This is a genomic window from Oceanobacillus longus (genome assembly GCF_042650085.1).
Taxonomy (GTDB): Bacteria; Bacillota; Bacilli; order Bacillales; family Amphibacillaceae; genus Oceanobacillus; species Oceanobacillus longus.
Genome location: NZ_JBHSAO010000011.1, coordinates 366,745 through 380,302, shown reverse-complemented (window position 1 = coordinate 380,302; position 13,558 = coordinate 366,745). Strand labels below are relative to the sequence as shown.

Genomic DNA, 13,558 nt, shown 5'->3' with positions numbered 1-13,558 from the left:
CATAAGTCATTCCCCTTCCAACTATTTGACACCAGTGGTTTGGTCATTGCTTTGAATAAAGTATTTATTCAAGAAAATGTAGAGAATAAATATCGGGATAATTGATAGTAGAGCTCCTGCCATAATAACATCCCAGGCAGTTGCATTCATAAACTGCTTAGAAAGTGCGTTTAACCCTTGCGTTAACATATACTTATCCGGACTTGAGATGAATAGTAATGGCTTCATAAATTCATTCCAAATTGCCATGAATACGAAGATACCTTGTGTTGCCAATGCAGGCCTGGCATTAGGGATGACGATTCTAAAGAATGTTCCTATTTTGCTTAAACCATCCATAGCCGCTGCTTCTTCCACATCCTTAGGGAAATTAATAAAGAATTGCCTCATCATGAAGATGTAAGCAATGTTAATCATCGTTGTGAAAATTAAAGACATATGCGTATTGATTAACCCCAAATCAGAAATAACAATATATAATGGAATCATCGTTACCTGTGAGGGAACCATAATTAAAAGTAACATGAGACTAAACAGCATATTACGTCCCCTGAATTGAATTCTTGCAAAAGCATACCCTGCCATTGTATTAAAAATTAAATTTAATACCGTTACAATCAAGGAAACGAATATGGAATTGAACACCCATCTCGTATATTGAGACTCTAATATTGTTTGATAACCGCTTAAACTCCAGATTTCCGGGAAAATCGTTTCTCCACCCGCAATTTCTGCTGTCGTCTTAAATGATGTTAAGATACTCCAGAAAAACGGAAGAAGCGTTAATAGAGAGTAGGCTATCAACAATGTATATACAATTACTTTTAGGGTTTTATTATTTTTTTTCATACCTATCACCCATTCATTTTATCTGCTTTTAGTAATCTATTCACAATGGCTGTAACTGTAAATATAATTAAACCAAGTATAAATGCCAATGCTGTTGCCCTTCCCATATCATTACTAGTAAAAGCCAACTGATAAATATATAACGTAAATGTTAATGTAGAGTTTTGTGGACCACCTGTACCATTGGATATGATAAATGCCTGGTCAAAGATTTGGAAACATCCAACAAGTCCCATTGTCACAACATAGAAGGTAATTGGCATTAATTGTGGAACAGTCACATGGAGAAATTGTTTCACCTTTGTTGCTCCATCAATGGAAGCTGCTTCATAAAGGCTGCCGGGAATATCCTGCAATCCTGACAAGAAGACAATCATAAAATGTGGCACGGTAGAAAAGATGTTCATAACCATGATCACCGATAACGCTAAATCGGGATTGGTTAAAAATTGCATTCTAACACCAAATAGAGAGTCTATTAGATTTACAACTAATCCATTGTTATTAAATAACCACATAAAGATTAACGTCATCGCAGAGGAAGATGTTAATGTAGGAATAAACATTATGGTTAAAAACGCTCTGTTAAATTCGATTTTACTATTTAACAAGACTGCCAAAACCATGGCAATAATCGTTTGAATTGGTACGACAACAATGACATATTTAAATGTATTTTCAAAAGCTGCCCAGAACTTTGGATCGCTAAACAGTATAGAGAAGTTATTCAATCCAACAAATGTTCTCGTTCCAGATAACATATCCACTTTAAAAAACATCAAGAAAAACGCATATGCAATTGGTACTAATATAAATACAAGAATAGCAATCATCGCTGGCATTAAAAATGTATATCCAGCCAAATTGGAATAACGTTTCCCGCCCATACTCATTCACCTCTTATTAGGAAACACTAGCCACTAAACGTATATCCTGTTCTTCAGTTTCGTGGTTGTGAATACATTGGTACTTCAGCACTACCTACTAAAGGCGAGTGCTGAAAATAAATATTATTATTACTATTTTAAATGCTATTGTTGTCTTTCTAATTCTGCGTTTGCTTCATCTTCCGCCGCTTGCATAGCTTCCTCGACCGACATATCTCCATTTAACGCTGCTGAGAAATAGTTATCAAAAGAAGTGGAAATGGTTGGGAGGTTAATCCCTGAAGACCATACAGTCCCATACTCTGCAGCTTCAATATGTGCAGTTAGATTTTCTTTTTCGCTTAAGTTCATTGCTTCCTCTACAGATACCCTTGTTGGTAAGGTCCCAGAGATCTCACTCCATTGCTCGAGTCCTTCACCAGTCATATAATTCACAAATTCTACTGCTGCCTCTTTATTTACTGTATCTTTTGAAATTGCATAACCAACGTTGAATGTCATGGATTGATTTTCTCCATTTACAGTTGGTGCAGGTAATACTTTATATGATACATCTGGGTAATCCTGGTTTAATGCACTAATTACCCAATTCCCTTCAATCATGATCGCTGCTTTATTTGTACCAAATGCCGCACCCGCAGAGTCAATACCTAAATCAATCGTTGGGTTTTTCAAGTATCCAGCAGCTTGACCATCTACTAGACTTTGCAAGTAAGCAATTGCTTCTTCACTTGCTGTGAAATCTGCTTGGTCATCTTCAGTAACAGGATTAAGTCCGCTTGCTAATAAACTGCTTAAGTGCCGTGCCATCGTAGCGTCAAAAATCATGGCAGCTTGACCTTCTGCTAAATTGCCTTGGAGTTCTTCAGAGAATTTTACTAATCCTTCCCAATCAGAAGGAATATCTTCCACTGAAAAACCTGCTTCTGCTAAAAGATTTTCATTAACATACATTGCTAGTGTGGAATAGTCTTTTGGAACCGCGTACAAATTTCCGTCTTCACCTTTAAATGAATCTAATAATGGTTGATAAAAGTCTCCTTGTTCCGGAATATCATCTGAGATATCACTAAGCACTCCACTTTCAATAAATCTTGGAGCCACATAAGATTCTAAATAGAACACATCTGGTGCATTGTTTGCTGCAAAGCGTGCGGTTAATGCATCTTGGAAATTATCTTGAATGACTTCTACTTCCACATTAATGCCTTTTGCTTCCTCAAAGCTAGCAACTGTTTCTTCTAATGCTTTATTTTCAGCTGGTGAGGAACCCCAAACAGCCAATGTCATCGAATCTCCACCAGATTCAGCAGATCCGCTGCCACCTTCCGAAGACCCACTACAACCAGCTAAAAATAAAACTAACATGAATAAAGTTAATTGAAATGCAATTTTCTTCATTAGATTTTCCTCCTAAAATATGTTAGATGTTTCTTCTTCAAGCTTAACTTCCATTTCTTGATTAGTTTCATAGGTGTTTCCAAAAACTTCAAACGTAATCATTCCTCCATTTAACGGATGGATCGTTAATATATCATTTGTGATTGTTAGAGATACTGGCTGACCCTTCCAGTTAATGGTAAACTTCATATCTTTCCAATGTTTTGGAAGCCTAGGATTAATTCTAAGTTTACCTTCTACAAGACGTATTCCTGCAAAACCAAATACTGCTGCTTGCCAGATTCCACCAAGTGATGCAGCATGAATACCATGGTCTGAAGAATGCATAAAAGGACCAAGATCAATTTCTGATGCTTTTTTAAATAATAAGTAAGCAAGTTCGTTTTTACCAAGATCATTTGCCATAATGGCATGTGTTGATAGGCTTAAGGACGAGTCATGCGTTGTTTTTGGTTCATAATAGTCAAAATTGGCTTGCTTTATTTCATTAGTAAATACATTATCTGCTTGTTCTAATAAGTAAAGCAATATCATGACATCAGCTTGTTTCGTAATTTGCATTTGATTTACTTGTTCTAAATTGTATTCACTGAACAAGGTACCTACTTTATCCGCTTGCTTATATTTTGTTAAATCAAGCACATTCAAGTGCAGATAGGTATCATCCTGTGGAATGACAGCATCTTCTTTACGAGGCTTAGGTAAATAAATTTTTGTAAGTTTTGATTTCCAAAGTTTGTACGCTTCTTTTAAGTCTAGTTGTTTGGTCAAATTAGATAATAATGTTGGATTCTCTTTTTCTAACTTATCGTAATAAGAGATTGCTAACTTAATATTGAAATGTGCCATATAGTTTGTAAAGGCATTATTATCCACATGTTCTTTATATTCATCAGGACCGATCACATTATTGATGTGATATTCTTGCTTAGCTTTATTCCATTCTAAACGGCTTGTCCAGAATCTTGCCGTATCAAATACCATTTCATATCCATATTTATTCATGAATTCTTGGTCACCGGTAACGTTATAGTATTGGTATACTGCGAATGCGATGTCAGATGTGATATGCTGTTCGATAAAGCCAGACCAGATCTTTGTTTGTTCCCCTGTTACGATATCCACTGCTCCCCATACTGGTGTTACTTCACCATCCGTTGGCCATGCAGCTTCCCAAGGATACATTGCACCTTCATAACCATTATCTTTCGCTTTACTTCTAGCCCCTGCTAACCCATGGTAACGATATTTCAGAAGCGACTTGGCAACTTCTGGGTTTGAATACGTAAAAAATGGCAGTATAAATAATTCTGTATCCCAGAAGGAATGCCCTTTATATCCTTCACCACTTAATGCCTTTGCAGCAATTCCCATTCTTTCATCATGAGCTGGTGTCATTACAGTTAGATGATAAAGTGCAAACCGTAAAGAAAGCTGATCAAATGGATTTTCACTATTCACCTCGAAATTGTATACACTCCAAACTTTATTCTTCCAAGCTTCTTTATGTGACTGGAAGAGTGCATCATAGCCTTTTTCTGAACTGCTGCGCAAATCATTTAAAGAATGTTCGCGAAGCTTTTTCAGCTGGTATTCTGGCGTATCAAATTCTTTATCACGACTTGTATATACTGTCGTTAATTTCTCAAGTTCTAATTTATCGCCTGGTTGGAGTGCCAAATCAAATGTTAGCCATACTTTACGACGATCCATATTCATTACTGGTTCTTCTTGTACATTCTTACCATTAAGTGTAAGTTGATGGGCTGTATTTAAAACAATATCGATATTTGATTCAATCGTTGTTTGGATTAACTGTACAAAACGTTTATCAAATATTCTCTTTTCACCTTCATGGAAATGCTGTGAACCTGTATTGCTTAGCTGAGCATTAATACCAGAATCAAAGGAAATCTCAACAGGATCTGTTAAACTCTCAATATCCATTTTCATTCCGATTAGGTGCAGATTATCAAGAGAAACAAATCTTCTAAAATGAAAACGCAGTTCCTTACCCTTAGGAGATGTCCAATTAAACGTTCTAGTCAATTCTGCAGTTTTTAAATTTAATTGTTTAACATATTCTTTCGTTTCACCAAGTTCAAGACTAAATCGTTCTCCATCTACACGAATATCTAATCTCGTCATATCGGAAACATTTGGCAATTCAGTAACTTCTTCTTCACTGAACTTATTAAATGTACCGCTCACAAGTAAGTTCCTAACTTCTTTCAGGTAAGGCTCCTCGGTTGCAGACCGTAATCCCATGTATCCGTTTCCAAGATACATAATCGACTCTGTCTTCCCTAACGTATCAGGAGAAAATGCGGTGTCAGAAACAACCCAGTTCTCAAAATCTCCCTTACCTAATGAATAATCCATCATGTGAAAAGTCCTCCTTAGAAAAATGCTAAATTCATTTCGAAAACGTTTTAGTGAATTTATAAAAAATATATGCGCTTTCATAAAATAATATATATCATATTCACGAAAACGTTTTAGGTATCGCTTACATTTAGTTTATTCCTCTATTTACCAAAAGTCAACAAAAGATTACAAATTTATCAAGTCTAGAATCAGTAATTTACGCTAATAACCATAGGTTTGTTTACCTGAAATAGAAACTTGAAGACACGGTTACCAAACGTGATTCATACCATAAAGTCCGTTAAATAGGAATAGTGGTGGAATAATATCAGAATAAGGATACCCCCAAACATATAGAACAAGGTGCAAAATCATCCATGCTAACTTTCATTATGGATAGCGTCGCACTATCATCCACATGCTACACCCCAGAATGATTTTTCTTAATAAAAGATTATCATGTAAAGAAAAGTATCTCAGTGTTTTCAAGTCTGGGGTCCTATTTTCAATAGTTGCTAAGGACTGAGGGAGTGGTGCCTCTGAATAAATTCCCTTGGTGGGGGTCAGGAACTTGTATCAAGTTAACTGAGTTCATGGATAATTATCTGTTTAAATTCATGGCTCGTATCCCTCTTTTTTAAATATTTTTAAAAGCTATCTATCTTACTAAAATGTGTTATACTAGGATTAACTTATTGATGTTCGGTTTAGCAAAACAAGATATTTGTAAAACTTACTAGTGATTATCATCGTCTTGAATTATGATCTTGAACCAAAAAGTAATAAACGTGCTATAAAGCACAGAGGAGTTTTTTTATGAGTAACGGTACAGTAAAATGGTTTAACGCAGACAAAGGTTTCGGTTTTATCGAGGTTGAAGGTGGAGACGATGTATTCGTACATTTCTCAGCAATTCAAGGCGACGGTTTCAAATCATTAGATGAAGGTCAAGCAGTTTCTTTTGAAATTGAAGAAGGTAACCGCGGACCACAAGCAGCAAACGTTGAAAAAGCGTAAATAACATGATGAAAGCTCTTCTCATATGAGAAGAGCTTTTTTATTTGATTTGTTTTAGTGAAACGATTGCCTTTTGTTTCCGTTAATACGGATTTTCCCCTGTAGAATGATTTAAGTAATAACAGAAATAAAAAAAATCAGCAACGTGTTGTCACTAAAAAGATTATTAGGATTAATACTCGTGAAGTATTGAAAAGCTAGCAGACACATTAACTTTTGACTTCTAACCTTTAACACATTTATTTTTTTCACCACAACAAGAACGGAACGAATTGCGTTAAAATACTCTGATCGACTATCAAAATATGATAGTCGATCACTTCTGGGCATACGTGTGCTACCTTCTTTTTGGGATAGTTCCAACGGATTTAACCTATGTGCTTCTTCATTCAGCTTTTACTGATTTATCATGTTGGCATAAAAACAATTTTATATGCATTGAAGCTGCAATAATCAATATGATTAGCTCTCTGACTTCGGTTTTAAATCCTCATCGATTTGTCCATCATCATAATCTTCTCCAAAAATCTTTTTCATCCGCTCGTGTGCTTGTCCTTTTACGTCATCATCTATATGTGAAATCACTTTATATACTGCATAAATTATTATTGCGAGGTCATCTCGAAACCTTACAACTGGAAGGTAAATCAGGGATGGCACATCCTCTTTGTTAGTTATTTCTTCTTTTATACTTTTCATAAAGCTTACTATAATTGCACCTAAGATGAATAGGATTATAATTCCTACTATAACTGCTAACACTATACCTATAAATGTAAAAAGTCCTGTAAACAAATCCCATATAAGAATAATGAGTATAATAAATATGAAAAAGCCTAGCACACTCATTAATGAAGTTATCACATAATTATCTCCTTTGATAAACGTAGACAGTAGTTAGATCTTAAACATTATTTACAATCTTAATATTTACTTTAACATATCTATTCAGGATACCTGCAAAGTCCATCAAAATCTAATCGGTTTCGACTTTATTGGTGGAGCGATCCCTTATTTAGAATAGCCAAGTGCTTCTTATCGTCTCCGACTGCTTCACCCGCTCTTCCTCAGGTACAATGTACTAATAAAACTCCCTTTTCTTCCTTCGATTGCTACCCCTTCCTGTTCAGCAATTTCCTTCAAGGTCTTGTCTACTATAATGAAATATTTCACCCATTCCCATTGATTCTTGGTCAATAACTTTTTCACTTCCTCCCAGGGGTGGGACATGGGGACAGGTTTACTTGTTCGTCTATACAATAGGACCAATGAGAACCTATTTAGTCGAGCAGGATCATAATGGTAAATCGGCATTAAATCGAGTAAGAAAAACCCTATCTAGCAAAAGAATTTAAATGCTATTTAGAAGTGAACGCCTTTAATTCTTGTAGCGTGATAAAACCAATTTTATAGTAATTATTCCATGTTTCATTATCAAGTTTAACAGAACTTTCTTTGTAAAAAGTTTTTGCTTCATCCAACTGTTGTTTATGAAGTACCAATGTTGGATTCTCCAAAGTTGACATTTTCATATCGCTTACTAATTCTTTCGAAAAATCTTCCTTTAATTCATAAATTTTACCATCGTCAAAAGTGACATATACCGTATATTTTTCAAATGGTATTTTCATTATAATTTTCTCCTTTAAATCTATTACTAAGTGATGCGAATAATATAAAACGGTTTACATAACAGATAAAACAGCACATGTTTTTATGAGACATTTTGGTACAGGAACCTTTGTGGGATTATAATTGAGGCTAGGGAAAAGGACTAAATTAATCGTAAAAAGACTGACAGTATGCTCTGTCAGTCTTTTCTGCTTCTATGCATCTTCCACAAGTCTCGCTACGTCTCCCCCGCATTTTTTGCACTTACCTTTGAGAAGGACACCATATTCATTATTATGGAGTGTATAGTCTACGATAGTTGTCTCAAAGCAATGTGAACAGAACACGTTATTAAGGAGCAGTTCTTGTGCATCTTTAGGAACCTTAGACCACTTTCGCGCTGCTTGGAAATCAATTACTGACATTTTAAACTTCCCCTTACAGTTAAATTACTTAAGAAACTTAACTATAACATCTTCCTTCGATTCTGAAAACTTATCTCTAGGTGGGACATGGGGACAGGTTTACTGGGTCATCTATAAAATAGGACCAATGAACCTGTCCCTGTGGTCCACCATTACACGCTCTGTCTCTCCTTCTTACCTTGAACCAATCGTCCACCACCATTTTTCAAATACTCCACAATCCCCTCAGCTGCACGGTAAGATAATGCACCTACTGTACCTGTTGGATTATATCCAGCATTTTGTGGAAATGATGATGCACCAACAACAAATAGATTCTCGACATCCCACATTTGCGAGTAATTATTGACTGCAGAAGTTTCAGGGTCGGCACCCATGATAACCCCTCCAGTATTATGTGTGGATTGGTATACAGCTACATCATATGGCTCTAACTCTTGCATCGTATCCACATGATCTGCACCCATTTCAATAAGAATTTCTTCACATCTCTCGGCTAAGTACTTCGCTAACTTTCGGTCTTGTTCCTTGAAATCATACGTCAGACGAATTAATGGATCACCGAATGAATCTTTATACGTTGGATCAAGATCAAGGTAATGATCTTTAAAGGCCATGGATGCCCCTTCACCACTTACAGTTAGTGTAGCGTTTGTATACTTTATGGAAGCATCTTTAAATTCCTCACCCCATGACGGTGTTCCAGATGGGACCGGGTTATTTGCAATTGGTCTTTGACCTGTTTGCTGATGAATAATCATTCCACCATGAATAAAGTCTAAATCGGTATGGTCAAAATTATCGCCGTTATAATCATCCACAAGAATCCCTAAACCACCTGCACCAGCAAACATATTGAATTTCTTATCATCAAAGAATCCAGTTGCTTTCCCTTTTCTGATTTGATACGCATAGTTTTTACCAATCGAACCTGTACCGTCTGCTGGATTATAGACTTTTCCAAGTTCAGATAATAGAAGAAGGCGTACGTTATTAAAGACATAGCTTGTTAAGACAACGATATCTGCAGGCTGTTCAAATTCCTCACCTGTATTCAAATCCGTATACAAAACGCCAGTAGCCTTCCCATTACCATCATGAAGAATACGTGTTACATAAGAATGGGCACGCAATTCAAAGTTCCCTGTTTCCTTTGCCACAGGTAATACCGTAACAATCGGGTCTGCTTTTGCACCATACTCACAACCAAAACGTTCACAGAACCCACAATATTGACAAGCAACTCGGGAAATACCGTCTGGGTTCGTATAGTCTTCCGATAAGTTTGCGGACGGTTGCACATATGGATTTAATCCTAGCTTTTTTGCCGCTTCCTCGAATAATTTCATGTTGACTGACTTTTTCATTGGCGGTGTTGGAAATGGATTCGAACGATGCCCACCTAAAGGGTTATCTTCCCCTGAAATACCAGCCATTTTTTCATATGTATCATAATACGGTTCAATTTCATCATAGGTGATACCCCAATCCTGGATTGTCATATCTTTAGGAATTTTACCTTCCCCGTATTTTTCAATCGTCTTACTACGTATTTCGAAATCATATGGTAAGAAGCGGAAATTCTGCCCGTTCCAGTGTACGCCTGCACCACCTACACCATCTCCTAGCAAGAAAGAACCGTATCTTCTCATGGGGAGTGCACGCATCCCTTCATTATTTCGAAATGTAACGGTTTCTTTCGATAGATCTTGCATCATGCCATGTCTTTGCGCGTATCTCAGTTCATCATGCATCATAAAATAGTCTTCTGTTTTTCTGTCGCCCCCACGTTCAATACCTACAACCTTTAACCCTGCTTTTGTCAGCTCGGAAGAAATAATTCCCCCAGCCCAACCAACTCCAATAATTACGGCGTCCGTTTTTGGTAACTTTGTAGCCATCGATAATTCCCCCTTCTAAAAATTTATATATTTATAAAGTTCTTTTCAAACTACAGAACATTAACCATAAAACAATTCGAAAGTATCTAAAATCAAGAAGAAACCGTTTTCCAAAAGCTTAATGATTGTGCTGCGAGTTCAATGCCAATGGTTTAATTTCCGTAAACTCTTCTTCGATAATATCAACATAGCTCATCTGATGTCCTGGGAAGTTCTTCATCTCCCACCCAGCCATTCCAGCATTACCGCCATATAATGGGTCCGAGTATGCACCTTCAAGTGTTGCTGCACGCAATTCACTAAAGAAATGGGAGGAAGTTGGTCCACTTAAACTTACATTTCCATCAGCAAACGCTGTTAAAACAGCATCCTGTTCTTCTGCTGTAAGCTCCGGGAAATTCTTCTGATATGTCTTTTGACTATAATCTTGTATCCCTTTTAAGCCAATGGTAAAGATTTGTTGTCTATTCAGACGACCTTGATAACCTTGTGTAGGCTCACCAGGGAAAAATGGTCCAGAAGTATATTCTGTTGCTCCAGTACCCCAACCACCCGCTAATTGATGGTCGATATAATAGGCAATTAATAATTCTTTCGCACCTGGTCCATGATCATCCTTTGGGAAAATGCGTTCAGTTGCTGCATCTGTAATCGCAAACTGTTCTGGTGTAAAGTACATTAACGCCTGGTTATGATTTTCTGTTTGTGTAGTTGCTTTTGTAGCGGTGGTTGCTGGTTCTGGTTCACTTTTACCATCAATTCCAATAATACTGCCTAATACTCCACCGACAGCAATACCCCCAGCAGCAATCCCAGAGTTTTTCAAGAATTTACGTCTTGATGAACCAATTGCATCTAGTTCCTTTTGATCATTCGTTGACATAAAAAAAGCCTCCAATTCTTTTGAAATTAGAAGTAAAGAGAGGTGACAAGTAGCGCATATCGCATAGGAAGTGGTTAAAAATTCTTCAGTCGATTATGTAATTAGCCCCCGAATTCGTACAATTCATCTTCTTTATGCTTATTACTTTATTCATGGTCATACATTTAGTTGCAATATACAATGATTGCGTTTTCAAATAAAGTAATCAAGCTATCAAAAATAGATTCTCTTTAATTCTGCATAAATAATTTGAACTACTAGATTAAAAGCCTGGGAAGGTAAATTTCTCAAGAAGGGTTACCAGCTAAGAAGCATTAAACTGCCCCATGCCCTTTAAGGAATTCTTAAATCCTTACAGCTAATATCCATGTCGGTTATTAAAACCATAATGATATAGGTTGGAAACTAATTTCTATATCAGTTCATATTTGTTATAAGTTTTAAAATATTGAGCTGCCCTACAATAAATGAATAAAATATTTATGATATTTATTTACCAACAATTATTATAATTTTTATAATATAAGGCTTATTATAGTTTAGGACTTCCAAACTATTTTGTCAAATAGTTTTGAACCTTATTACTTTTTATGTTCTTTGAAAAGTGGGTTAACACGCTCTATTGTTAGGTTTATGTGGTAAACATGTTATATATTGTATGATGAACCAGCCCTTTCTAGCGATGTCGTTAAATGGCTTTTCTTGTTCCCGTCTCTAAAAACACAATAGCTCCTCTTAAATGGAAATTTTACTATCTTTAAAATTAAGTAATAAGATAATCTCCTAGTGGAATAAGCTATTAAAAGATAACGGGGATGAAAATGATATTAGATTTGAAAGAGGAGATTGAAGTAAAAGAAATTGCACGTTTATGTAACGTTACGCCAGCAACTATAAAAAGATATTTTAAAGGAACTAATGTTGATGAGGAATGGATAAACCAATGTAAGAAAGCAGGCGCAGGGCTTCAAGGGGCAATAGAGCCAACTGCGTATTAACTGAATTCAGACTTCCCTCGGTTGAGCATCACACCAGTGTCATTTTTATGTGAATCAACTAGGATTCTTGATCTGCCCATTAGCCTTTTAGTGGATTCTTTATTTACAAAAAAACTCCTATCGTAGAAGTGAGACCATACTTGTTCCCAAATCTTCTACAAAAGAGTTTTAATTTTGCATTCTAAAAGAATAGTTCATAAACAGTTAATAAGACAATAATTATCGGTTTTACTTACAGAAGCTTTTTCATCAATAATGTGGATGATGTTGAAATACGTATTATTTTAAATGAACGACTTAAATTCCACAATATTCTCCCCTTTCATCTTCTAATTATTGTCATTGAGAGTTCTTTCAAATACTGTTTTAACTACCCATATCATATCTGTCATAATTGATTTAGCGGCTTCAGCATCACCTGATATAATAGCGTTGTATAAATCCTCATGTCTTCTTAAAACCTCATATGATGGTTTGTCCTGATACAAATCTGGATTTTTATTCAGCGCTTCTAAGCTTTTTTCTCTACTTATAATTAGTCCCTTATGAAGTAATTTTAATAAACTAATCATCAATGTGTTATGAGAAGCTTCGATAATCTTTAAGTGAAATTGATAGTCGGCAAGGGCCCATTTCTTCGTATCATTTATTGTCATTTCAAGTTTCTTATAACAAGCGGTCAACTCCTCTCTATCTCTGTAAGTAGCATTTATTGCTGCCAATTCTGCTGCTAGGGGTTCTATTCCCAGTCTTACCTGTGTCATATCAAGAAAAAATTGACCATCTTTTCCTTGGTAATCACTTAGCCAAGTAATCACATCTAAATCCCACCATTGCCATTCATCACTTGGTAAAACTACTGTTCCCGATCTTTGAATGGACCTTATTAACCCTCTTGCCGAAAGATTTTGAAGTGCTTCTCTTATTACGGTCCGGCTAACACCGTAGTCTTTACTTAAGTCTTCTACCTTAGGCAATACCTCTCCATCCCTTATGGAACCATTAACAATTTTTCTTCCAATAATATTAACTATTTCTTTACTTCTTGTTCTCATGTCTCCACCTTTTCTCACATTAGTCACCAACTCCAATAGTAATTTATAAAATAATACTTATTGTTTATTTCTGATAACTATTATTTTATAATATGCTATAAGCTATATATATTTGTATAAATAATTACGGTGTATTTTTTATATTTTCTGAATTGATATATTAT

Annotated in this window: 12 protein-coding genes; 2 read left to right on the top strand and 10 right to left on the bottom strand. The window is 35.8% G+C overall.

Going from position 1 to position 13,558, the window contains the following annotated elements; genetic code table 11:
• Nucleotides 1–21: 21 nt before the first annotated feature.
• The 4 genes from ACFOUV_RS15720 to ACFOUV_RS15705 form a co-directional block, all read right to left on the bottom strand.
• Nucleotides 22–849: a carbohydrate ABC transporter permease gene (locus ACFOUV_RS15720; protein WP_379497733.1), complete on the bottom strand. Its 828-nt coding sequence runs from the start codon at nt 847–849 to the stop codon at nt 22–24.
• Between the two features lie 5 nt (nt 850–854).
• Nucleotides 855–1,736, bottom strand: a complete 882-nt coding sequence (locus ACFOUV_RS15715; protein ID WP_379497732.1) for a carbohydrate ABC transporter permease — start codon at nt 1,734–1,736, stop codon at nt 855–857.
• Between the two features lie 144 nt (nt 1,737–1,880).
• Nucleotides 1,881–3,137: an extracellular solute-binding protein gene (locus ACFOUV_RS15710; protein WP_379497731.1), complete on the bottom strand. Its 1,257-nt coding sequence runs from the start codon at nt 3,135–3,137 to the stop codon at nt 1,881–1,883.
• Nucleotides 3,138–3,149: 12 nt separating this feature from the next.
• Nucleotides 3,150–5,522, bottom strand: a complete 2,373-nt coding sequence (locus tag ACFOUV_RS15705) for a glycoside hydrolase family 65 protein (RefSeq protein ID WP_379497730.1) — start codon at nt 5,520–5,522, stop codon at nt 3,150–3,152.
• 798 nt (nt 5,523–6,320) lie between these two features.
• Between ACFOUV_RS15705 and cspD the strand changes: the two genes are divergently transcribed.
• Nucleotides 6,321–6,521 carry a cold-shock protein CspD gene (gene cspD / locus ACFOUV_RS15700; RefSeq protein ID WP_067730599.1) on the top strand — a complete coding sequence of 67 codons (201 nt, stop codon included), beginning with the start codon at nt 6,321–6,323 and terminating at the stop codon, nt 6,519–6,521.
• 462 nt (nt 6,522–6,983) lie between these two features.
• Here the strand turns inward: cspD and ACFOUV_RS15695 are convergent, their stop codons facing one another.
• The 5 genes from ACFOUV_RS15695 to ACFOUV_RS15675 all read right to left on the bottom strand — a co-directional run bounded on the left by ACFOUV_RS15695 (nt 6,984) and on the right by ACFOUV_RS15675 (nt 11,341).
• Complete coding sequence (locus ACFOUV_RS15695) at nt 6,984–7,385, bottom strand: hypothetical protein (RefSeq protein WP_379497729.1); 402 nt, start codon at nt 7,383–7,385, stop codon at nt 6,984–6,986.
• A 189-nt stretch (nt 7,386–7,574) separates the two neighbouring features.
• Nucleotides 7,575–7,730 carry a hypothetical protein gene (locus ACFOUV_RS15690; RefSeq protein ID WP_379497728.1) on the bottom strand — a complete coding sequence of 52 codons (156 nt, stop codon included), beginning with the start codon at nt 7,728–7,730 and terminating at the stop codon, nt 7,575–7,577.
• Nucleotides 7,731–7,879: 149 nt separating this feature from the next.
• Entirely contained in the window at nt 7,880–8,152 is a 273-nt protein-coding gene (locus ACFOUV_RS15685) for a hypothetical protein (protein WP_379497727.1), read from the bottom strand.
• 557 nt (nt 8,153–8,709) lie between these two features.
• A complete protein-coding gene (locus ACFOUV_RS15680; protein ID WP_379497726.1) occupies nt 8,710–10,458 on the bottom strand; it encodes a GMC family oxidoreductase in 1,749 nt (582 codons plus the stop codon).
• Nucleotides 10,459–10,576: 118 nt separating this feature from the next.
• On the bottom strand, nt 10,577–11,341 hold the full coding sequence (locus tag ACFOUV_RS15675) for a gluconate 2-dehydrogenase subunit 3 family protein (RefSeq protein ID WP_379497725.1): 765 nt from the start codon (nt 11,339–11,341) through the stop codon (nt 10,577–10,579).
• 821 nt (nt 11,342–12,162) lie between these two features.
• Between ACFOUV_RS15675 and ACFOUV_RS15670 the strand changes: the two genes are divergently transcribed.
• Nucleotides 12,163–12,339, top strand: coding sequence for a hypothetical protein (locus ACFOUV_RS15670; protein ID WP_379497724.1), 177 nt, complete (start codon nt 12,163–12,165; stop codon nt 12,337–12,339).
• A 329-nt stretch (nt 12,340–12,668) separates the two neighbouring features.
• On the opposite strand, the gene ACFOUV_RS15665 is transcribed toward ACFOUV_RS15670, so the two are convergent.
• Nucleotides 12,669–13,394, bottom strand: coding sequence for a FadR/GntR family transcriptional regulator (locus tag ACFOUV_RS15665; protein WP_379497723.1), 726 nt, complete (start codon nt 13,392–13,394; stop codon nt 12,669–12,671).
• Between the last annotated feature and the right edge of the window lie 164 nt (nt 13,395–13,558).